Raw genomic sequence first — 20,364 nt, 5'->3', positions numbered from 1 at the left:
CGTGCGGTCACCATGTTTCTATTCTCACATTCCGAAACGACACGGCGGTGCTATCGCCATCAGCCAAATTCAATGAGCCTGCTAATCCTAGTGCTAACCTCACTTCATCCCCCTCGCCAAGGGTTGGTCGACCGGAGCGCAGTAACACCTCAGTCCCATCGCAAAATACATGTATCTCTCCCGGTGTCTTGTCTCTGAGTCCTTTCTTCGGGGTGGAATCCCACACGACACGTACCTCTATCGTGTGCCATGCGCCGAAACCATCTGGATCAAAACAGGCTTCGCGCCCAACATCGTACCCAATTTTCCCGTCCAGAAGAAAGCTAAGAACCGACTCTTCGTTTCTATTCAAAAACCTTGCCGCGCGAAGATATCCTCCTGATGCGTTATAGGTGAAACTTTCGGGTACCATAATGTCCCAGCCATAAATAGTCCTGTCACCGCGTGCGTGTGACGTGGTTGAAACATATTCACTACGCTGGAGCACCGTTGAACAAGCAGCCTCAAATCCGACTACGCAACCATTTTGATTGAGGTTGGCCTGAATTTCTCCATCGATCAATTCCAATGAGGTTTCACTAGGTGTGATTATCTCAAAATCTTCTGATTGGCAGATTGTCGGCCAGGCAAGTGCTGCAAGTACAACTAAAGCTGAGAGAGTTTTGTGAATGACGGTGGATGTAAACATAGCCTTTCTCCCTATTAGTAATTAAGAGTTTACCACAGTTGGTTCAGGCTGCGTAAATCGATGTCGAAACTGTGCAATGCAAAAGACAGATTGTCCGCGCTGCAGACCTTTGTTCATTTTCAGTTTGTCGGTTCTGACCCTAGAAAAAGTCGGGGGTGTTGTATCAACCGCATTCCCCTGTAGAACAGGGAACTGACGTTAGTTGTTAAAAGGTTGAGAGCATGGATGGACAGCCAGAAATCGTCGATAAGGTGCTGGGCTATCTCATGCAGGGATGGGAGATCGCGCAAGGCTGGCTGTTAAGCCCCGCCGCATGGTCGCAATTCGCGCTGCTTGTTGTCGCGTTTTTCAGTGCTTGGGTCGTGACACGCAGGGTGTCCCCGGTTCTGAAAAATATTCTGACCCCACCCGAAGAGCAAACCCATTTGTTCGCTGGGTTGCGGCTCTTTGTGCTAAGCTTCCTGCCCCTTCTTTTGCCGTTGCTTGCCTACTTACTGACGGCCGTAGGCGAAGAAGTAACACGTTCCCTGTTCGGCTCGGGCGCGGTTATCGCCTTTGGCAAAAGGTTGCTTTTGTTTTTAGCGGCGCGTGCGCTTGTCAATAAAATAGTCAAGGATCCGTTTCTCAGGCTGCTTGGAAAATACGTGCTTGTGCCAATCATGGCGCTCTACGCGCTGGGCTTGCTGCCTCTTGCAACCACCTACTTGTCTGAAACCATCATCAGGCTTGGCAATATTTCCTTTTCGCTGATGTCACTTGTTCGGGGCATTATTGCAGGCTCGGTTCTGTTCTGGCTTGGTCGCTGGTCAAATGATCAAAGCGCGAGTTACATTCAACGACAAAAAGAGCTTCCCCCGGCGACCCGGCAACTGGCGGTCAAAGCCGCCGAGATTGTTATATTCGGCGTCGCATTCCTGCTTTTGCTCAACATCATGGGGATCAACCTTTCAACAATTGCTGTTTTGGGGGGCGCAATTGGTGTTGGTCTTGGGTTCGGGCTGCAAAAGATCGCGGCGAATTTTATCTCTGGTGTTATTCTTCTGCTCGAGGGCCAAGCGACTGTTGGCGACTATGTTGCGCTTGATGGTGGCGAAGCTGGCACCATCGTTAAAATGACCGCCCGCGCGGCAATTCTGGAAACTTTTGACGGGCGCTGGATCATGGTGCCCAATGAGGATTTCATAACAACGCGTGTCACAAACTATTCCGACAGCGGCTCTGCCAACCGGTATGAGGCGGATTTTTCAGTGTCTTACGATACAGACATCAACACCATTCCCGCCATTGTCGAGGCCGCCGTTGCCACGCATAAGGATGTGCTCGACAAACCTTATCCACCAGACTGCGAACTTCGCGGCTTTGGCGACAGCGGCATTGATTTTTCAGTGGAATTCTGGGTGAACGGTCTGGACGATGGGCCAAACAAGTACACATCGGACGTGCTGTTCCTGATCTGGAATGCGCTGAAGGACAACGGTATCGAAATTCCATATCCACATCGCGTAGTCGAGATTAAGGGCGGTCTGCCAACAGCATGACAGATGCTTTGGTCATTGGCGCAGGGCCGGCTGGTTTAATGGCAGCAGAGGAACTGGCGCGCGCCGGGCGTCGGGTCTTGGTTACCGAGGCCAAACCCTCTGTGGCGCGCAAGCTGCTGATGGCGGGAAAGTCCGGGCTTAACCTGACAAAGGATGAACCGCCTGCCATGTTTACCAAGCATACTAGCGGCGGCGGTCCAGCTCTTTTTGAAGCTTTGAAATCATTTGGTCCTGAAGAGGTCAAAGACTGGGCCCGCAATTTGGGGCAAGAGGTGTTTACCGGAAGTTCCGGCCGTGTCTTTCCTGACGCTATGAAAGCCTCGCCATTGCTGCGAGCATGGCTTTTGAGGCTCGCTGATCTTGGTGTGGAGTTTCGGACGCGCTGGCGCTGGGTCGGTCTTGACGATGGAATGCAATTTGAAACGCCTGAGGGCGTTGTGACGCTAAACCCAAAGGTGACTGTTCTCGCGCTTGGTGGTGCGAGCTGGTCGCGGCTTGGCTCTGACGGTACGTGGGCGCAGATGCTCTCGGGTAAAGGTGTCACGCTCGCCCCGTTCAAACCCGCGAATATGGGATTTTGCGTCAATTGGTCAGACCACATGAAGCCGCATTTTGGGGTTCCTGTGAAAGGCACTGCGTTACTGGTGAACGGTCAGACAACGCGCGGGGAATACGTAATCTCGGAAAAAGGTTTGGAAGGTGGTGGTATCTACGCCATCTCGGCCGCTGTGCGCGATGGTGCTGATTTGAAAATCGATCTTTTGCCGGATTGGCCGCTTGAAAAAATTGCAGCCCGACTATCTGGCCCGCGTGGCAAAACCTCTGTTTCAAATCACCTTCGCAAGGCGCTGAAACTTGAAGGTGTGAAGCGTGCCCTTCTGATGGAGTTTGGCAATCCGCTGCCAGACGGGGCAGCGCTTGCCAGCCTGATCAAGGCCTTGCCTGTCCCGCACGCAGGTCCGCGACCGATAGACGAGGCGATATCGACAGCCGGGGGGGTCCGATTTGAGGCAATGGATGAAAATCTGATGCTGAACGCCTTGCCCGGCGTCTTTTGCGCAGGGGAAATGCTGGATTGGGAGGCCCCAACCGGGGGCTATCTGATCACAACGTGCCTTGCGACAGGACGGCACGCAGGGCGGGCAGCAGCGCGCTGGTCTCAGGGTTAGGTCCGGTAAACTGATTGAAAGAGTCAGATGACGGCTATGAGCCCGAAGCGGTCTCCGCCGTACCACAAAGAGAAAACCTGATCGGTGTCGAGAGTGAGCGTCGTGTTACCGGTCGACTACTCCGTATGATCAGGCTGGTGGGTTTGTCCCGGAAGCCAGCAGGAGAGTCATATCGGAACTGACGCCGCCTTGGTTCGAAAATTGTTCAATGCAGTCCCTGATTTCGGCCCAGGCCACATCGCGTTTTTTGTCGTCCAGATCGGCCAGCACGGCGCGATAGGCACCAAATGCTTCTTGCATCATGGTTAGCGCGTCGCCGATCGATGCGATGGACAACCGGGCGGCGACCTGCTCGATCCTGGTGTCGATATACCCGGCCGCTTGAAATAAGCTCTCTAGTCTCGCAGGATCTGATAGTGCAAACAGCCCTGGTGAACCCGGCGGCGGCGGGGTCTTCCCGGCATGTTTTAGTGCGATCATCATTGTTTTTGAAAACAGCAGGTTGTCCTGCGGCGAGGCCACCACAAGAACAGCGAAGCGCCCGTTCTCCGCCAAGACGCTTCGCACGGCCGCGAGCGCGTCTTGAGGCGACTGGAACAGCATCAGGCCGAGTCGGCAGGTTGCCGCATCGACGTGCAGCCCACTTTTGGAAAGGTCTTCCGCCGGTCCGTGCAGTGTTTCGACATTGGTCAGCCCCGCGGCGGCGGTATTTGAGGTCACAAAGGTCAACATTTTTGACGCGATGTCGTTTGCGAAAACCCGGCCAGTCGGCCCCACGCGCCTCGCGGCTTGTATCGTTTGGCTGCCGGCGCCACAGGCGAGGTCCAACACTCTCATGCCCATTTCTACGTTGGCCGCATCCAGCATTTGTTCAGTCGCCTCGGCGGCGGCGCCCATCAAAGCGGATTCCCATTTCGCCCATCCCGGCGCGGCTGAATCCCAAATACTTTCATTTTTATGTTCACCATTTCCGGCCATCGTACGCATCCTCCCTTAAAGCGGTACGTCAGGTTACACTACATTTCACGTTGCTCAAGAGCCCTGCGAGGCCGGCATTGAGTGCAAAGAAGTGTCTCCCGCGCAATGTGCAGAACCTAACGATGGTTTGTTTCCATTAAATGGCGACTTTGTCCGCGCAGCAGAAATTCAACACGAGCTTTGATGCCGCTGTGCAGTGACCTGTTGAAATCGCACCGCACAGCAGACCTTCGCTCCTATTTCAATTTAACAGATCTGACTCCAATAAACTATTCTAACACCATCGCACGTTTGTAAGCCGGGCGGCCATGCATCATACGGAAGTACTCTTTCAGTTGCGGTTCCGAAATCTTGAACCCGGCAGATAGCGCCCAACCACCGCAATGGGTCAGGATGATATCCGGCACTGTCATATCTTCGCCCATAAGGAAGGGACCATCGCCCATCCGTTCAGCCAGCACCTTTTGGCTGCGGGCGAGCTCCCAGCCGACCGTGTCATGAATACCTTCTTGCCGAAGTTCTTTGGGCAAATAGAGCATATGCCGCGTTGCGACCCAAAGGGCCGCATCAAACTCATCCAGCAAAAATTGCGTAAGCCCGTCCTGTATCGCGCGGTTTATCGTTCCCGCCGGATGGGTCAATGCCCCATGCTTGTCCGCCAGATACTGAATAATTGCAGTCGAATCCGTCAGCGTGACACCGTCCTCGATCAGGACGGGAATTTTTCCTTCCGGATTTACTTCGGTCACAGCCTCGGAATGTGAACCAGCAATGATGTGCTCATATGGCTGGCCTAATTCTTCGAGCATCCATAAAACACGAAGTGTTCGTGAGCGTATTTTTCCGATGACCTGATACATAATTCCTGTTCCGTGAGTTACCGCCGTGCAAGCATCGACAGGCGTATGAGTGTGCGTTCCATCAGGGCCATGGCCGGGGCCTGACTGGTCGAGCGAAGCTGTAAATCCGTATCGGTCAGCATTGTTAGTGCCTGCTCCAGCTTATACATGCCCCATCCCTGCGCTTGTCGCAGCATCCGGTCCCGACGCGCCCCAAATACAGGTGGGCGCAGGCGCCCGATTCCAGCAGCGGGGCCGCCGGGGTCCGAGGCCGCAACATAGAGCTGGCGAAAATGGCGTGTCGCCCCGATGCAAAGGCCAACAGGCTGTGTGCCCTGACTGACGAGCCGCGCCATGATCGGGCCAATTTCGGGTGTGCGCGCTTCGGCCACGATATTCAGGACGTCATCAAGCGCCGCTTCGGTTGAGGTTGGCGCCACCGCCGCAACATCTTCAGGTGTTACCGGGCTAGTGTCACCCAGCTTGTAAAGGCCAAGCTTTTCGACCGTTTGACGAAAATCCCCCGGGTCCACGCTGCGCGACAATGCCTCAAGCGCGCCCATTGCATCGCGATCAAGGTCCTGAACTCCGGCACGCTTTAGGGTTGCCTCTATTTCATCACGCGAGGGCGGATCGTCATAGATGCCAACAGCGAAAGCATTGTTGTGAGATTCAAACAGTTTACGCAGTGCTGAGCGTGCAGTGATTTGTCTGGCCGTTACGATTATCTGTGCGTCACCGGTCTGCCAGTCTGCAAAAGCCATGCTGATTTGCGGCGCATTCGCATCGCCCGCGTCTTCTACAAAGGCTACACGCGGCCCCGGGAAAAAACTCTGGGCCTTTACGGCATCAAGCAAAAGAGCCGGGTCTTTGCGCAGTTCCGCCCCGGGAATTCGGCTCAGCCGCATCTCTTCATCGCCGTTTGGGCCGATCAGCGCGGCGATTACTTCCTGACGCTTTAGCGCAACGCGCATCGCATCTGCGCCATAGATCAACAGGCCGGTGCGGTTCGGGTCCGGTTTTGCGAAATACTGGTTCGCATCGCGGCCCGTCAGTTTCATCCTGCCCAGGCCCCGGATGTTGCAAGAAGACGTGCCACTATCTGATCCGCCAATATGACCATCAACCGGTCATTGGCATCGCGCTCAGCGGTCTGGGTGCTGACCGTGGTCCCCGTGGCAGAGTAACCTGTGAAATTGTCGACACGACCGCTTGTCAGAACGTTTTCCGTCCCAAACTCGCGCAGCGTAAAGTTGATTTCACCAATCAGATTGTAGCGGTTGATGACTTGTGTCGAGGAAATTGCCAGCTCGTCGGTCGTTACAGTGACCACATAGCTTAGCTCATAGCGCGGTGCCTGTGGTTGCCCAAGGCGTTGTTCCAGCCGCCGAACAAGCTCAAAGCTATTGCGATCAGACGGCGCCATGACCTCAATCGCGCCATCCAGTTCGCGGGCAGGGCCTTGCGGCCCGTACACCGGCTGAAACTTGCAACCGGCAAGGGCTGCAAGACCTGTCAGAAAAAACCTGCGATCAGATAACAACATTAACAATGCGTCCCGGTACAATGATTAGCTTTTTAGGAGCGCCGCCATCCAGCGCCTTTTTGACAGCATCATTTGCCAGCACAAGTTTTTCAACCTCTTCCTTTGACATATCGACAGGCACGGCGATTTCTGACCGACGTTTCCCGTTGACCTGAATGGGTAGGGTCACAGTATCTTCAACCAGCATCGCCGGATCAGGCTTTGGCCAGGGAGCGTTCACAACAAGCCCCTCGCCCCCCTGACGCGCCCAGATATCTTCGGCCAGATGAGGGGTCATCGGCGACATAAGCTGCGCCAATGTCATGATCGCTGTTTTCTGTGCGGCGACCCCAGCCTTTGATTTAGCGATCGTGTTGGTAAATTCATAAAGCTTTGCGACAGCTTTATTAAAGGCGAAGCTTTCGATTCCTTCGGTCACGTCACGAATGGCGCGGTGGGTTGCGCGCGTCAGATCATCATCCCCGTTGCCCCCGTCATCAGCTGACATTTTGCTGATCCGATCACTTAGGGTCCAGACGCGACCCAAATGCTTATGCGTCGCTTCAGCCCCTGCTGCTGTCCATTCGACATCACGCTCTGGCGGGCTGTCAGACATCACGAACCAACGCGCCGTATCCGCCCCGTAAGATGAAATAATGTCATCCGGGTCCACCACGTTTTTCTTTGACTTTGACATCTTGGCAGAGGGTACGACTGTTATCTCCTCACCCGTGGCCCCCAAGCGTGCGCCGCTTTCGTGCCATTCGATATCTTCGGGCAGGTGATAAACCGGGCGATCCCTTTCATCGCGCGTTACGTAAATTTCATGCGTGACCATGCCTTGGGTGAACAGGGCATTGAACGGTTCAATCGCCTTGTCGGGCAAGTGTCCGGTGATGTTCATCGCGCGCGCAAAGAAGCGCGAGTAAAGCAGGTGCAAAATCGCGTGCTCGATCCCGCCGATGTATTGGTCAACATTCATCCAGTAATCCGCATCTGCCGCATCTGTCGGTGTCGTCGCCCGGGGCGAAGTGAATCGTGCGAAATACCAGCTTGAATCGACAAAGGTATCCATTGTGTCGGTTTCACGCTTTGCTGCTTTACCACAGGCAGGACATGCGCAGTCACGCCATGTTGGATGGCGGTCCAGTGGATTGCCGGGCAGATCAAAGGTGACATCGTCGGGCAATTCAACGGGCAGGTTTTCTTTCTTTTCAGGAACCACACCGCAGTCTTCACAATGCACCACAGGGATCGGGCAACCCCAATACCGCTGACGGGAAAGCCCCCAGTCGCGCAGACGATAGTTGGTAACACCTTTGCCCCAACCTTTTTCTTCGGCCCAGTCAATCGTCGCGTCAATCGCCTCTTGTCCGGTGGCGATATCCAAACCGGCGAAATGGTTAACCCATTTGACACGTTCAGTTTTGGGAGGGACAAAGGCAAGGTCTGCGACCGGGGTGTCATCATCAAGCGCAAAGAAGGTATCAACGACCGGCAGGTCGTATTTGCGGCTGAAATCAAGATCGCGCTGGTCATGTGCAGGACAGCCAAAGATTGCCCCGGTGCCATAATCCATAAGGATGAAATTAGCGACCCAGACCGGCAATTCCCAACTGTCGTCAAGTGGGTGTTTCACCCGAAGACCGGTGTCAAAACCCTTCTTTTCGGCCTTTTCCATGTCAGCTTCGGATGTCCCCATCCGGCGACATTCGGCGTTAAAGGCCGCGAGGTCTGCATTTTCAGCCTCGAGCGCACGCGCGAGCGGATGATCGGGCGAAATCCCGATGAAATTCGCACCCAACAGTGTGTCAGGCCGGGTTGTGTAAACCTCGACCGAGTCAAAACTGCCCGCAGGTTCAGTCAGGTTAAAAGAAAACTGCAAACCGCGTGATTTACCAATCCAGTTGGCCTGCATCGTACGGACTTTTTCAGGCCAGTTGTGCAACCCGTCAAGCGCCTCAAGCAGTTCTTCGGAGTAGTCGCTGATCTTGAAAAACCATTGTGTCAGTTCACGGCGTTCCACAGGCGCGTTCGACCGCCAGCCTTTGCCGTCAATCACCTGTTCGTTCGCAAGTACCGTCATATCGACCGGGTCCCAGTTCACCACGGCGTTTTTGCGGTAGACCAGACCCTTTGCCATAAAGTCGATGAACATCGCCTGCTGCTGGCCGTAGTATTCCGGGTCACAAGTCGCAAATTCACGCGACCAGTCGATAGACAAGCCAAGCGGTTTCATCTGCGCGCGCATATCGGCGATATTGCCATAGGTCCAAGTCTTGGGATGACCACCGATAGCCATAGCCGCGTTTTCTGCGGGCATTCCAAAGGCGTCCCACCCCATTGGGTGCAGCACGCTGAAACCGGAGGCGATCTTAAAACGCGCAATCACGTCGCCCATGGTGTAGTTGCGCACGTGGCCCATGTGGATACGCCCGGAAGGGTAGGGAAACATCTCAAGCACATAGTATTTTGGCTTGCTTTCATCCCGGCGGGCTTTGAAAACATCTGCCTTGTCCCAGGCGGCTTGCCATTTTTGCTCGATGTCAGATGCGGTGTAGCGGGACATATTGATGGTCCTTCAAGTGGAAACGCCGAGCGCAAAGGGCCCGGCGTGGTCTTATTAAGTGTCGCGGACGAGGTCTAGAGCTTACCTTCCCGAATTCGCAGTTGTCGCGCGCGCGTCAGAATCGCGTCTTCGATGGCGCGCACCGTGTCGGGGTCGACCGCACGGCCACCACGGGTCTGCATCGCAACGTTAAGAGACCGCGCATCAAGCGCCGGATCGGTGATGTAAACGGTTGCGCGATAGGCCTGTCCACCGCCCGGCGGTGTGCCATACCCGGTCACAAAAACGCCTGTGAAAGGATCGGCAGCTTCGATCGGCAAAAAGTTCAGAACATCAAGCGAGGCGTTCCAGATGTATTTATTGACCTCAAGCGTGACATTCGGGTCCGCAGTATTGAAAACATCCCGGACAACCTTTCGAAGGTCTGTTCCGCCTTGAACACGGCTTCCGTCGGTCCTGCGGATGCTTTCAGGCCTGCTTTGCGTTTGCCCCTCGGCGCTGTCGGCGCCTGATGCGCGATCTCTGTTGCCACAAGCGGTAAGGGCTACAAGTGCCAGTACTGTAAAGCCAACCGTAATAAACCGTGTCGTTTTCATTAATATGCCCCGATCCTTCGTCACTACCCCTACTACCCAACGGTATTAAGACGGGCAAGGTATTTCAACATTTTCAGCATAGCGTCTCTGTGAAGTTTGATGTGCTCTTTTCTTTTTGTGCACTTTGGTGTTTGACAGACTAAGAACTGATCCGAGGTCTCTATGCCCCTTTCTGACATTATTTCCCGTATCCACAACGAAGAAGCCCGCGTTGGTCGCCCGGTGGGCAGCACTAGGCTGATTGCTGTTTCAAAGGTGCAACCTGACGCACGCGTTAAAGCGGTGCTTGACGAAGGCCACAGATTGTTTGGTGAAAACAAGGTGCAGGAAGCCGCGGGGAAGTGGCCCGCCTTCCGGGAACAATACGACGGGGTAGAGGTACACCTCCTTGGTCCCCTGCAAACCAACAAGGCGCGTCAGGCAATGGAGCTTTTTGAGGCAATCCATTCTCTGGATCGCCCAAAACTTGCGAATACGCTTGCGCGGCTGTCACAGGAACTCGGCCATTGTCCGGACCTGTTCATTCAGGTCAACACGGGAGAAGAGCAGCAAAAGGCTGGGGTCATGCCAGCGGATGCTGACGCTTTCATCCAGATGTGCCGCGATCTTGAATTGCCCGTTATCGGCCTCATGTGCATCCCCCCGGCGGATGAAGAACCAAGCCTGCATTTTGCCTTGCTGCGAAAAATAGCAGAGCGAAACGATCTGGCAGGGCTATCCATGGGCATGAGTGGCGATTTTGAGCGCGCGGTTGCATTGGGCGCTACCCACGTGCGCGTTGGCTCTGCGATCTTTGGCGAACGGGATTACGGCGAGAGCTGACTTTTGGGGCGTTAACCCCGAACAATCACGCGCGAACCCGGCTCTACCCGCGCTGTGATCCACAACAAATCCGACCTTGAAAATGCAATACAGCCTTCAGTCGGATAATGGGGCCGGCGCCATTGATGCAGGAAAATCGCTGACCCCCGCCCGGGGTCAGCAACAGGCCAGTTCCAGTCCGTGACCAGAACAATGTCGTAAAGCGGGTCTGCCCGGCACAGCCGCTCGTGGCTAGCACCGTAAGGCACCTGCACCATCTGATTATAATCAATGTCATCAACATCATCTGACCAGAGGTCAAAAGGCCGGATCGGACGCGCCCAGTTCGTGGGTTGTTCCACGCGATCAGGTCTGTAAAGCACAGCTTCGATGTGATGCGTCCCGGTTGGCGTTGCGCCGTCACCTTCGCGCTTGTCCGATGTCAGACCACCACGCCCGATAGAACAAGGAAAATACCGCCCTAAAAAACGCACTCCGCGCGGTGTAAGAACCAAATCGTGCGGGTTCACAGCAGATGCCCGGATTTTCGTGCCTTGGTGGCAAGATATGCCTTGTTATGGATGTTTTCGCCGACCTTTAAGGGAACGCGTTCTGTCACGACAATTCCTGTGTGTTCCATCATCGCGACCTTTTTGGGATTGTTCGTCATCAGCCGGACACTTAAAAACCCTAAGGTTTTCAGAATTTCTGCCCCGATCCGAAAATCCCGCTCGTCATCTTCAAAGCCCAGCCTGTGGTTTGCCTCAACCGTATCAAACCCCTGATCCTGCAAGGCGTAGGCGCGCATCTTATTGGCAAGCCCAATGCCGCGCCCTTCCTGATTGAGGTAAAGCAGCACGCCAGCGCCTTCTTCGCCCATCTGACGCAACGCACCACGCAGTTGCGGGCCACAGTCGCATTTCAGACTGCCGAGCAGATCACCGGTGAAACAGGCTGAATGCAGACGTGACAGAACCGGCACATCGCGGGGCGGCTGACCGATTTCGACGGCATAATGTTCCTCTGCTCCGTCCTCGGGGCGAAACACATGCAATCGTCCGGCCTCGGAGACTTCCAGAGGCAGGCGTGCGCTGATAACTGAATGAAGCGGGCTGGTGTCATGGAAACCCGAGCAGGCCTCGGCCAGGGGCACAGTGGTCAGATCGGTGACTTGCGACAGATCAGAAAGCTCAAGCACCAATGCGGCAGGTAACAGCCGCGCTGCTTTGGTCAGGTTGATCGCTGCACGATGTGAGGCCACATCACCACCCCGGTCGCATTCAAACGGCCCCTTCATCGGCATGCGTAAATCATCTGCCGGGTCTGCAAGCGCCTGTATCCAGCTAATCCCCGCGTCCTTTGGCAAAACAATGCGCGCAAGATCGCCGTCATAAACCTGCGCCTTCAGCGTTTCAGCGCGACGCGCCGTTACGGCCAGAACAGGCTTCCCGCCGAGCGCGCGGACATCAGCCAGTCGCGCGGCACTTAACGTTTCCGCCGCAAGTATCAGCGCCAGACGATCTGCAGATTGCAGAACAACAGGTACCCCCATCCGCAAATCGGCCCGCGCCCGCGCGATCAGTTCAGTGGTATTTGGGCGCAGCGCCATCGGGTATCCTTGTTACAAAATCACCGGCTCATTTAGTCGGCTTTGTCAGAATATGAAACATATTCCACGAAATAGACACGAGCGCGTGAATATATTGCAGCATATCTTGCATATTCCTACAGTTGTGAACATCTGTTGGGCAACAGCAGAGGAACCAGAGACAATGAGCAACCTTAAAAAGATTCTTTTAGTCGATGATGACGACGATCTTCGCGAAGCGCTTTCAGAACAGCTTGTGATGACCGAAGACTTCGATGTTTTCGAAGCTGCAAACGGCACCGAGGCCATGCAAAAGGCCAAGGAAGCGATCTATGATCTGGTTATTCTTGACGTTGGCCTGCCTGACACAGATGGGCGCGAATTGTGCCGCCTGATGCGCAAACAGGGTGTGAAATGCCCGATTTTGATGCTGACGGGCCATGACAGCGATGCTGACACCATTCTTGGTTTGGATGCGGGTGCCAACGACTACGTCACCAAACCCTTCAAATTTCCGGTTCTTCTGGCACGCGTCCGTGCGCAACTGCGCCAGCATGAACAATCCGAAGACGCGGTCTTCCAGCTTGGGCCATATACTTTTAAGCCTGCAATGAAGATGCTGCTTGATGAAAACGAAAAGAAAATCCGCCTGACCGAAAAAGAGACGAATATCCTGAAATTCCTCTATCGTTCGACCGACGGTGTTGTGGCCCGTGATGTGCTCTTGCACGAGGTCTGGGGCTATAACGCAGGTGTTACGACCCATACGTTAGAGACACATATTTACCGTCTTCGCCAGAAAATAGAACCAGATCCGTCAAACGCTCGCCTTCTTGTGACCGAATCCGGGGGTTATCGTCTTATTGCGTGAACTCGCATTCTCGTCCCGGCGTCTGGGTTAAGACGCATTCCTCCCTGTTGGACTGACCCGGCTTTATGCCGGGTCTTTTTTTGGTGGGGGTGATGGTTTGGGAGTGTTGCGTATGGTGAAGCAGTGACTGCAATGAGCCCTAAGCGGCAGCCCGCGCCCGTGATGTTGCCGCTTTGTGCGATACTGGGTCGGCCATCCCAGCATTAGATCTAGAGGGTTACCAGATCGGCGAGCTTAGCCGCGATATTTGCCATCGATCTCACATCTCTGACTTCTGTTTGTCAGTGTAAAATGTATGCTGACGATACTTCATGCTTCACACTCCATCTTTCCAAAAAAGATTAAAGTGTTGCCGCCACCTGTTGAAACCGCAATTATGCATTGCTGACGTTTAACCAAGGGTTCGCGATTCGGTTGCCGACAACGGTGCTACTGGGCCCAACGCGAGAAAAGCGTCTGATATCCAAATGCCCGTGCTTGGCACGGGCAGCGCCCGAACCGCGCCCACGGGGCGGGCGCTTTGCACCCTCCCCTCGGTTCGCCCTTACTTTTATCTCTGATACTCTCGCGAAAAAACTGCTCAATCTGCTTTCCATTGGTGTGATTGATCGCAATAACAAGTATGGAATTCCGGAACTAGCCGTGCGCCTCAAAGCGCCACATATTGAAATGAATGACGCGGAGAGCAGGACATGGCCTTTACCCTGGCAACATGGAACATCAATTCGGTTCGATTGCGTGAACCCATCGTGCTGAAACTGCTGGCCGAAGAAGCCCCTGATGTTCTTTGCCTGCAGGAATGCAAGTCCCCAGTTGATAAAATCCCGACCGAGGGATTCGCCGCAATTGGTTACAAGTACATGGTTGCGCGGGGCCAAAAGGGTTACAACGGTGTCGCGATCCTGTCGCGCCTTCCAATCACCGATGCAGGGTGCCATGATTTTGCGGGCCTTGGGCATGCCCGCTATGTTGCAGCAAAGCTCGAAAATGGTGTGACGATCCACAACCATTACATCCCGGCCGGGGGCGATGTACCGGACCGCGACGTGAACGAGAAATTTGGCCAGAAACTCGACTACCTGACAGAACTGCGTGACCATTTTCATGCGGACCCGCCAGCGCGCTCAATTCTGGTGGGTGATCTGAACATCGCACCGCGTGAAGATGACGTCTGGGACCACAAAAAATTACTTAAGGTGGTCAGCCACACGCCGATCGAGGTAGAGCATTTTGAGGAAACCCGCGATGCGGGCAAATGGGTCGATGTCACCCGCGCAGACATTCCCGATGGGCGGCTCTATAGCTGGTGGTCCTACCGCGCACGTGACTGGGACGAAGCAGACAAAGGCCGCCGCCTTGATCATGTCTGGGCCACGCCCGATATCGCGAACTCTGCCCATGGCAGCCGTATCTTCCGCCCGGCACGCGGTTGGGAGAAACCATCAGATCACGCGCCGGTATTTGCGACGTTTGATTTGTAAAAGGGGTCCGCATGGCAGGGTTTACAAGACGCGCATTATTGCTTGGCACAGGTGCAGCAATTGGCGTTGCAGGCACCCGTTACTTCACCGCGCAAAACCCCAGCCTCGATGGAACCAGATCACTTATCCCTGCTGGGGGCGAAAACACGCTGAACGACGCGAGCCTGCTGAGCGAAACCCCGATACACAAACATATCATACTGTCGGAGGATCCGGGCGAAGCCCTTGTTAACGCTATTCGTGCAGAATTACGCGAAGCAGCTTCTGAAAACCGCCCGGTCAATATCAGCGCTGCGCGTCATTCGATGGGCGGTCAGGCAATCCCGCGCGACGGACATGCGATTACCTATGACAGTGGGTTTCTTGAGCCCGATAGCGCCGCAAGTACCTACCGCGTTCACGCTGGGGGGCGCTGGTCACAGGTGATTGCGCAGCTTGATCCGCTGGGATTTTCCCCCAAGGTCATGCAATCCAACAATGATTTCGGCGTGGCCGCAACCTTTTGCGTGAATGCCCATGGCTGGCCCGTGACACATGGCCCGATGGGGGCAACCGTACGCGCCTTCAAAATGGTGCTTGCAGATGGCGAACTTGTCACCTGTTCACGATCCGAAAATGCCGATCTCTTCAATCTCACGATGGGGGGATATGGTTTAACCGGGGCCATCACAGAGATGGACGTTGATATGGTTCCAAACCTGCGGCTCGACCCGAGTTTTGAGGAATTTCCAGCCCGCGAGTTTGGCACGCGCTTTACCGAAGCGCTCGCTGATCCAAATGTAAACATGGCTTACGGGCGCCTGAATGTTGATCGCGCGCGGTTTTTTGAGGACGCGCTTATGATCACTTATCGCCCGTCCGGGGATCAATCTGACCTTCCTGCTGCCTCAGGCTCTGGCTTTCTGTCCAAAGCAGCGCGGCCCATCTTTCGCGCACAGCTTGGGAACGAGCGGATAAAGCGCGCGCGTTGGTGGACGGAGACGGATGTCGGCCCAATGTTCGCAGGCTCCACAACCCGCAACAATCTTATCAACGAACCTGTTATAACGCTGGATGACCGGGACCCGAACCGCACAGATATTCTGCACGAGTATTTCGTTTCGCCTGACCAGTTTGCTGAATTTATTACCACCTGCCAGGAGGTTATCCCCGCGTCCTATCAGGAATTTCTGAACATTACGCTGCGCTATGTCGATACGGATGCTGAAAGCCTTTTGTCCTATGCGCCGGTGCCGCGCATTGCTGCGGTTATGTTGTTCAGTCAGGAAATGACGGAACGGGCAGAGGCCGACATGGCCCGAATGACGCGCAATTTGATTGACCGGGTAACGGACATTAGCGGAACCTACTATTTGCCCTACCGCCTTCATGCTATTCCGTCACAACTGTTGCGCGCTTACCCGCGTGCGCCAGAGTTCGCTATCGCTAAACGTGCAATCGATCCGATGGCGCGCTATAGCAACAACATATGGGATACCTATCTGGAGGCCCTATGACCCTGCTTCGCAAGATTGCCATCGGCTATTTTATTGTCCTGCTCGGTGCGGCTGCGCTTAACTACATTCCTGGCCTTACGGACGATCAGGGTCTCGCATTTGGTGTCTTTGCACTTGATATTTTTGACGACAGTCTGCATCTCGCCTCCGCACTTTGGGCTTTGGCTGCTGCCATTGTATCGCATCGCGCCAGTCGAACGTTCCTTGTTCTGTTCGGTGTCCTGTACCTTGGGGATGGTGCACTCGGTCTTGTGACGGGTTCGGGCTATCTTGATTTCGGGATTTTCAACAACGGTATACTTGATTTGCCATTTGGGTTTAAGATTCTCGCAAACCTGCCGCATATTGCGTTGGGTGGATTTGCCCTTTTTGCGGGCTACAAACTGGATCGGAACTAAATGCGTTTGTTGGGAAAATTAATCGGGCGGAGTCTGCGTTTTCTGCTGATATTGGCTTTGATCCTGTTGGCGCCTGTCGGGTATATCGAAACGATGTGCCGTGGCGAGGTATCTGCTGAAAATTATCAGCCAATCCTGCCAGCGGACCAGCACCGCCCTGAATCAAGAACTTTGTTGACCTATCCGGAATGGTACATTGTACATGCCTATGACGACTATGCGAAAGTAATCGCAACGGGGGACCCGCATGATTTTGGCTACATCAGCAGTGTAACGGGGTTATGGAGTTCGCTTTGCGCGGTCTCGGAACAATCCGCATCACACGGCGGTTTTCCCTGGGAAACAAAACAGATGGTTTACACCATTGGTATAAGTTTTTCTGTCGAGCTGGCCTTTAAGGCGGCCTATGAGGAATCAATTGGCCGAATGTTTGCCGTATTACGCGGCCCGGAGCACAGCCCGCTCGACAGGCTTTCTGCGCAGCAGGCAGCCGATTACGCCAGGTTTTTGCAGCAGGTTCCCTGGCATCAATGGGATTTTGACCGCGACGCTGCGCAACTTGTAGCGGCGAATAGCCAAAGCCCACGTGACAAGGAACGCCGCGCAGCGCTTGGTATCGAATTTGCGGTGAAATCTGCCTATGCGGGTCTGATAGCACAGGCTGTCGAGAATATTGGCCCGGACGAGTTGACGATCCGCAGTATTGTGACCGGCCTGACCGAAGGGCAACTGGCTGGCATCGAAGGCGTGACTGTCATCGCCTCTCGTCCCGAGGGACTGGAAATCGAAACACCGCGCTATCGTGCCTTCACAAATATTCTTGCAGCTCTGGCGGCTTCTGGTGGTGAAATTGTTGAAATAGCGGGAAATGACGACATCTTGTTTACCGCGACGTCGAACAACCCGACGGCCCCCGGCGCAATCTTTAGCTTTGAACGGCAGGGCTATGGCGACTACCGCCATTTGATTTTTGTAAAACTGCCTGATCTTGCTGAAAGCTTGAACAACCTTGCCGCCAATGGTCTTACCCTTGAACACATCCATGACTATTAGGTGGCTGTTTGCGCTTGCTTTGGTGTTGCTTGGCTGGATCACGGTCATGGCGCTTGTGATGGTGTTCTCTGATGCCGCCCCGGCGGCCGTTGTGTTTTTTCCGTCCGAAGATTTTCTGAACCATGTTCCCGAAGGCACGTCGATCCTGTCGCGCACCTCGCTGACACTGATTCTTCAGGGCGAAACAACTGATTTCGGTCGCGCGCTCTATCAAGCGGGCGCGCTGTTTGTATTGCCAGCCGGGTTGACCGGTTGTCTGCCCTTGCCAAAACAGCCATGAACGCATCCAACCCTTGAACCGGCCCGCGCTTTGCGCCATCTAACAGCCAAAGCCCACCGCATTTAGGGAATGACGAAGAATGATCGAATTTGGCTCCGATACCGCCACGGCCCCCGCAGAAGACCTGATCAAGGAAACATCTGAAGCCACATTCATGGCCGATGTGATCGAGATGAGCAAAACCGTCCCGGTGATTGTCGATTTCTGGGCGCCCTGGTGTGGCCCTTGCAAAACGCTTGGCCCTGCGCTTGAGGCTGCCGTCACGGCCGCAGCGGGCAAGGTAAAGATGGTGAAGGTCAACGTGGATCAGAACCAGATGATTGCAGGCCAGTTGCAGGTGCAATCCATTCCAACGGTGTTTGCCTTCTGGGAGGGCAAACCCGTAGACGCCTTTCAGGGCGCACTGCCGCCTTCTGAAATTCAGGCCTTTGTCGACCGCACTGCCGACCTTGCAGGCGACGATGGTTTGGAAGAGGCGATTGCCGCCGCCGAAGAAATGCTGGCAGAGGGCGCGGCCATTGATGCTGCGCAAACCTTTGCCGCCATTTTGGAAGAAGACCCAAAAAGCGCAGCGGCCTATGGCGGCCTTGTCCGTGCGCATGTTGCTATTGAAGACCTTGATCAGGCCGAGGCGATTCTGAATGGCGCGCCTGCGGAAATCTCGACCAGCCCGGAACTGGAAGCCGCCCATGCGCAGCTTGAGCTTGCCAAGCAGGCCGCAGACGCTGGGCCAGTCGCTGAGTTACGGGCTGCCGTTGCTGCGGACGAGACGAACCTGCAGGCCCGCTATGACCTTGCCATCGCGCTCCATGCAAACGGAGAGGTCGAAGAGGCAGTTGCGGAATTGCTGGAGCTTTTCCGCCGCGACCGCGACTGGAATGATGGTGCCGCAAAGGCGCAGCTTTTCACAATCTTTGATGCTCTGACCCCAAAAGACCCCATCGCGCTGAATGGTCGTAGAAAACTCTCGTCGATGATCTTTGCGTAAACGCTGTTTCCAGCTAGGGTGTGTCTATGTTCTCAGTCGCTGATCTGCCAGACTCGCTGCCGATCTTCCCGCTACCCGGGGCCATCGTGCTGCCGCGGGCGCGCCTGCCGCTGCATATTTTTGAGCCGCGCTACCTCGCGATGATTGAAGACACGCTCAAGACGCCACATCGCCTGATCGGGCTGACCCAGCCGATCGGTACCGGCGAAGACCCACGCCTGCACGAAATTGGCTGTGCGGGGCGCGTCACGTCCTTCACAGAAACCGAAGACGGCCGTTACATGGTCACCCTTACGGGCATCGCACGTTTCCGCATTGGGAAAGAGCTTTCGGGCTTCACCCCGTATCGTCGTGCCGATGTTGAGTGGGGTGAATACACCCATGATCTGCATCGCAATGACCATGACGAAGGGTTTGATCGCACGCGTTTCCTTCCGGTGTTGCGCCGCTATCTCGAGACACAAGAGCTTTCGACAGACTGGGAAAGCCTGAAAGATGCCGAGGACGAGATGCTGATCAACGCACTTTCGATGCTTTGCCCGTTTGACCCCGAAGACAAACAAGCATTGCTAGAGGCCCAGACACTGACAGCCCGTCGTAAAACGCTGGTAACTTTGATTGAATTTTCCCTTTTGGGCGGTACTTCTGACGAGGTTATGCAATGAGCCACGAAGGAGAGTTTGACCGCAAAATGCTGGAAGCACTGGTCTGCCCCAAAACCCATAGCGTGCTTAGCTATGACGCGGAAAAGCAGGAACTGGTGTCCAAGGCCGCGCGGCTTGCCTTTCCCATCCGCAACGGCATTCCTGTGATGCTGGTGGATGAGGCGCGCAAGCTCGATTGACGTTGTCACCGCAAAAAGTTTTGAAAAAGAATAACTGGCAAACCCCCGCTTACCGGGCTGCGGCCACTTCCCCACGCTTCGCTGGCACGCTAACAATTTGAAAAACCTATCGGAGCATCCAATGCAAAACTTTCCCCGCCGTACCGTCCTTGCCCTTATTCTTGGGGGTCTTGCAGCGTGTGGCAGTAGCCAACCCTCTGATGTGGGTGTTGCGTCCCGTTCCGCAACGCCGCTCTATCCGAACGAAACGCCAGAGTTGCGCGCGCTCATCGAAAAATACGCTGCGATCTACGATGTGCCTGTCGATCTTGTGCACCGGGTTGTCATTCGCGAAAGCACCCACAACCCAGCGGCCCGGAATGGCCCCTATTACGGTCTTATGCAGATTTTGCCGCAAACCGCGCGGGGAATCGGATATGAGGGCACGGACGAAGGATTGATGGACGCCGAAACAAACCTGCGCTGGGGTGTCAAATACCTGCGCGGCGCATGGCTGTTGTCAGACGGCGACTATGACACAGCAGTAAGCTGGTACGCACGCGGCTATTACTATGAGGCCAAACGCCGTGGCATGCTGGAAGAAACCGGGCTGCGGTGAGTGGGTTTGAAGATGCGTACGATTCACAAGAAATTGTGAGTTCCGACAGACCTCTAGTCAGAGA

The 20,364-nt window shown here is 54.9% G+C and carries 22 protein-coding genes; 13 read left to right on the top strand and 9 right to left on the bottom strand.

The window, feature by feature from the left end; all coding sequences use genetic code 11:
- Positions 1–7: 7 nt before the first annotated feature.
- Positions 8–688, bottom strand: coding sequence for a hypothetical protein (locus J4E70_RS13805; protein WP_213890224.1), 681 nt, complete (start codon positions 686–688; stop codon positions 8–10).
- 221 nt (positions 689–909) lie between these two features.
- Here J4E70_RS13805 and J4E70_RS13800 point away from each other — a divergent pair, with 221 nt between their 5' ends.
- Complete coding sequence (locus J4E70_RS13800; RefSeq protein WP_213890223.1) at positions 910–2,226, top strand: mechanosensitive ion channel family protein; 1,317 nt, start codon at positions 910–912, stop codon at positions 2,224–2,226.
- Positions 2,223–3,395, top strand: a complete 1,173-nt coding sequence (locus J4E70_RS13795) for a TIGR03862 family flavoprotein (protein WP_213890222.1) — start codon at positions 2,223–2,225, stop codon at positions 3,393–3,395. The genes J4E70_RS13800 and J4E70_RS13795 overlap by 4 nt, the downstream gene beginning before the upstream one ends.
- Before the next feature lie 129 nt (positions 3,396–3,524).
- Here J4E70_RS13795 and J4E70_RS13790 read toward each other — a convergent pair whose 3' ends face one another.
- The 6 genes from J4E70_RS13790 to J4E70_RS13765 form a co-directional block, all read right to left on the bottom strand.
- Positions 3,525–4,373: a class I SAM-dependent methyltransferase gene (locus tag J4E70_RS13790; protein ID WP_213890221.1), complete on the bottom strand. Its 849-nt coding sequence runs from the start codon at positions 4,371–4,373 to the stop codon at positions 3,525–3,527.
- 269 nt (positions 4,374–4,642) lie between these two features.
- Positions 4,643–5,233 (bottom strand): glutathione S-transferase family protein, encoded by a 591-nt coding sequence (locus tag J4E70_RS13785; protein WP_213890220.1) that lies wholly within the window; start codon positions 5,231–5,233, stop codon positions 4,643–4,645.
- Positions 5,234–5,250: 17 nt separating this feature from the next.
- Positions 5,251–6,273, bottom strand: a complete 1,023-nt coding sequence (gene holA, locus J4E70_RS13780) for a DNA polymerase III subunit delta (RefSeq protein ID WP_213890219.1) — start codon at positions 6,271–6,273, stop codon at positions 5,251–5,253.
- Positions 6,270–6,758, bottom strand: coding sequence for an LPS assembly lipoprotein LptE (lptE, locus tag J4E70_RS13775; RefSeq protein WP_213890218.1), 489 nt, complete (start codon positions 6,756–6,758; stop codon positions 6,270–6,272). The genes holA and lptE overlap by 4 nt, the downstream gene beginning before the upstream one ends.
- Positions 6,745–9,306, bottom strand: a complete 2,562-nt coding sequence (leuS, locus tag J4E70_RS13770; RefSeq protein WP_213890217.1) for a leucine--tRNA ligase — start codon at positions 9,304–9,306, stop codon at positions 6,745–6,747. Before leuS ends, lptE begins: the two co-directional genes overlap by 14 nt.
- Before the next feature lie 74 nt (positions 9,307–9,380).
- Positions 9,381–9,902: a DUF3576 domain-containing protein gene (locus tag J4E70_RS13765; protein WP_213890216.1), complete on the bottom strand. Its 522-nt coding sequence runs from the start codon at positions 9,900–9,902 to the stop codon at positions 9,381–9,383.
- Positions 9,903–10,064: 162 nt separating this feature from the next.
- Here J4E70_RS13765 and J4E70_RS13760 point away from each other — a divergent pair, with 162 nt between their 5' ends.
- A complete protein-coding gene (locus J4E70_RS13760; RefSeq protein WP_213890215.1) occupies positions 10,065–10,724 on the top strand; it encodes a YggS family pyridoxal phosphate-dependent enzyme in 660 nt (219 codons plus the stop codon).
- Between the two features lie 11 nt (positions 10,725–10,735).
- Here J4E70_RS13760 and J4E70_RS13755 read toward each other — a convergent pair whose 3' ends face one another.
- Positions 10,736–11,233: a L,D-transpeptidase family protein gene (locus J4E70_RS13755; protein ID WP_213890214.1), complete on the bottom strand. Its 498-nt coding sequence runs from the start codon at positions 11,231–11,233 to the stop codon at positions 10,736–10,738.
- The gene (gene ribA / locus J4E70_RS13750; protein WP_213890213.1) at positions 11,230–12,312 is read right to left on the bottom strand and encodes a GTP cyclohydrolase II; all 1,083 of its coding nucleotides are present in this window, start codon (positions 12,310–12,312) and stop codon (positions 11,230–11,232) included. Before ribA ends, J4E70_RS13755 begins: the two co-directional genes overlap by 4 nt.
- A gap of 163 nt (positions 12,313–12,475) precedes the next feature.
- On the opposite strand from ribA, the gene J4E70_RS13745 reads away from it, so the two are divergent.
- The 10 genes from J4E70_RS13745 (at position 12,476) to J4E70_RS13700 (ending at position 20,300) form a co-directional block, all read left to right on the top strand.
- Complete coding sequence (locus J4E70_RS13745; protein ID WP_213890212.1) at positions 12,476–13,162, top strand: response regulator transcription factor; 687 nt, start codon at positions 12,476–12,478, stop codon at positions 13,160–13,162.
- Positions 13,163–13,854: 692 nt separating this feature from the next.
- Complete coding sequence (locus J4E70_RS13740; protein WP_213890211.1) at positions 13,855–14,643, top strand: exodeoxyribonuclease III; 789 nt, start codon at positions 13,855–13,857, stop codon at positions 14,641–14,643.
- A gap of 11 nt (positions 14,644–14,654) precedes the next feature.
- Positions 14,655–16,139 (top strand): FAD-binding oxidoreductase, encoded by a 1,485-nt coding sequence (locus tag J4E70_RS13735; RefSeq protein WP_213890210.1) that lies wholly within the window; start codon positions 14,655–14,657, stop codon positions 16,137–16,139.
- Positions 16,136–16,537 carry a hypothetical protein gene (locus J4E70_RS13730; RefSeq protein WP_213890209.1) on the top strand — a complete coding sequence of 134 codons (402 nt, stop codon included), beginning with the start codon at positions 16,136–16,138 and terminating at the stop codon, positions 16,535–16,537. Before J4E70_RS13735 ends, J4E70_RS13730 begins: the two co-directional genes overlap by 4 nt.
- Positions 16,538–17,590: a hypothetical protein gene (locus J4E70_RS13725; RefSeq protein WP_213890208.1), complete on the top strand. Its 1,053-nt coding sequence runs from the start codon at positions 16,538–16,540 to the stop codon at positions 17,588–17,590.
- Entirely contained in the window at positions 17,580–17,870 is a 291-nt protein-coding gene (locus J4E70_RS13720; RefSeq protein ID WP_213890207.1) for a hypothetical protein, read from the top strand. Before J4E70_RS13725 ends, J4E70_RS13720 begins: the two co-directional genes overlap by 11 nt.
- A gap of 79 nt (positions 17,871–17,949) precedes the next feature.
- On the top strand, positions 17,950–18,858 hold the full coding sequence (gene trxA, locus J4E70_RS13715) for a thioredoxin (RefSeq protein ID WP_213890206.1): 909 nt from the start codon (positions 17,950–17,952) through the stop codon (positions 18,856–18,858).
- A 26-nt stretch (positions 18,859–18,884) separates the two neighbouring features.
- On the top strand, positions 18,885–19,523 hold the full coding sequence (locus J4E70_RS13710) for an LON peptidase substrate-binding domain-containing protein (protein WP_213890205.1): 639 nt from the start codon (positions 18,885–18,887) through the stop codon (positions 19,521–19,523).
- Positions 19,520–19,702, top strand: a complete 183-nt coding sequence (locus tag J4E70_RS13705; protein ID WP_213890204.1) for a Trm112 family protein — start codon at positions 19,520–19,522, stop codon at positions 19,700–19,702. Before J4E70_RS13710 ends, J4E70_RS13705 begins: the two co-directional genes overlap by 4 nt.
- Positions 19,703–19,823: 121 nt before the next feature.
- The gene (locus J4E70_RS13700; protein WP_213890203.1) at positions 19,824–20,300 is read left to right on the top strand and encodes a lytic transglycosylase domain-containing protein; all 477 of its coding nucleotides are present in this window, start codon (positions 19,824–19,826) and stop codon (positions 20,298–20,300) included.
- The last annotated feature ends 64 nt before the right edge of the window (positions 20,301–20,364 follow it).

Source organism: Pseudohalocynthiibacter aestuariivivens, from assembly GCF_018457175.1.
Lineage (GTDB): Bacteria > Pseudomonadota > Alphaproteobacteria > Rhodobacterales > Rhodobacteraceae > Pseudohalocynthiibacter > Pseudohalocynthiibacter aestuariivivens.
The sequence above is the reverse complement of the archived record's forward strand: the minus strand, read 5'-3'. Positions and strand labels throughout refer to the sequence as shown.

What these genes read in the sequence shown, in the direction of transcription:
- J4E70_RS13805 (WP_213890224.1), bottom strand. Translation starts at nt 688, where the DNA reads ATGTTTACATCCACCGTCATTCACAAAACTCTCTCAGCTTTAGTTGTA.
- J4E70_RS13800 (WP_213890223.1), top strand. Translation starts at nt 910, where the DNA reads ATGGATGGACAGCCAGAAATCGTCGATAAGGTGCTGGGCTATCTCATG.
- J4E70_RS13795 (WP_213890222.1), top strand. Translation starts at nt 2,223, where the DNA reads ATGACAGATGCTTTGGTCATTGGCGCAGGGCCGGCTGGTTTAATGGCA.
- J4E70_RS13790 (WP_213890221.1), bottom strand. Translation starts at nt 4,373, where the DNA reads ATGGCCGGAAATGGTGAACATAAAAATGAAAGTATTTGGGATTCAGCC.
- J4E70_RS13785 (WP_213890220.1), bottom strand. Translation starts at nt 5,233, where the DNA reads ATGTATCAGGTCATCGGAAAAATACGCTCACGAACACTTCGTGTTTTA.
- holA (WP_213890219.1), bottom strand. Translation starts at nt 6,273, where the DNA reads ATGAAACTGACGGGCCGCGATGCGAACCAGTATTTCGCAAAACCGGAC.
- lptE (WP_213890218.1), bottom strand. Translation starts at nt 6,758, where the DNA reads ATGTTGTTATCTGATCGCAGGTTTTTTCTGACAGGTCTTGCAGCCCTT.
- leuS (WP_213890217.1), bottom strand. Translation starts at nt 9,306, where the DNA reads ATGTCCCGCTACACCGCATCTGACATCGAGCAAAAATGGCAAGCCGCC.
- J4E70_RS13765 (WP_213890216.1), bottom strand. Translation starts at nt 9,902, where the DNA reads ATGAAAACGACACGGTTTATTACGGTTGGCTTTACAGTACTGGCACTT.
- J4E70_RS13760 (WP_213890215.1), top strand. Translation starts at nt 10,065, where the DNA reads ATGCCCCTTTCTGACATTATTTCCCGTATCCACAACGAAGAAGCCCGC.
- ribA (WP_213890213.1), bottom strand. Translation starts at nt 12,312, where the DNA reads ATGGCGCTGCGCCCAAATACCACTGAACTGATCGCGCGGGCGCGGGCC.
- J4E70_RS13745 (WP_213890212.1), top strand. Translation starts at nt 12,476, where the DNA reads ATGAGCAACCTTAAAAAGATTCTTTTAGTCGATGATGACGACGATCTT.
- J4E70_RS13740 (WP_213890211.1), top strand. Translation starts at nt 13,855, where the DNA reads ATGGCCTTTACCCTGGCAACATGGAACATCAATTCGGTTCGATTGCGT.
- J4E70_RS13735 (WP_213890210.1), top strand. Translation starts at nt 14,655, where the DNA reads ATGGCAGGGTTTACAAGACGCGCATTATTGCTTGGCACAGGTGCAGCA.
- J4E70_RS13730 (WP_213890209.1), top strand. Translation starts at nt 16,136, where the DNA reads ATGACCCTGCTTCGCAAGATTGCCATCGGCTATTTTATTGTCCTGCTC.
- J4E70_RS13725 (WP_213890208.1), top strand. Translation starts at nt 16,538, where the DNA reads ATGCGTTTGTTGGGAAAATTAATCGGGCGGAGTCTGCGTTTTCTGCTG.
- J4E70_RS13720 (WP_213890207.1), top strand. Translation starts at nt 17,580, where the DNA reads ATGACTATTAGGTGGCTGTTTGCGCTTGCTTTGGTGTTGCTTGGCTGG.
- trxA (WP_213890206.1), top strand. Translation starts at nt 17,950, where the DNA reads ATGATCGAATTTGGCTCCGATACCGCCACGGCCCCCGCAGAAGACCTG.
- J4E70_RS13710 (WP_213890205.1), top strand. Translation starts at nt 18,885, where the DNA reads ATGTTCTCAGTCGCTGATCTGCCAGACTCGCTGCCGATCTTCCCGCTA.
- J4E70_RS13705 (WP_213890204.1), top strand. Translation starts at nt 19,520, where the DNA reads ATGAGCCACGAAGGAGAGTTTGACCGCAAAATGCTGGAAGCACTGGTC.
- J4E70_RS13700 (WP_213890203.1), top strand. Translation starts at nt 19,824, where the DNA reads ATGCAAAACTTTCCCCGCCGTACCGTCCTTGCCCTTATTCTTGGGGGT.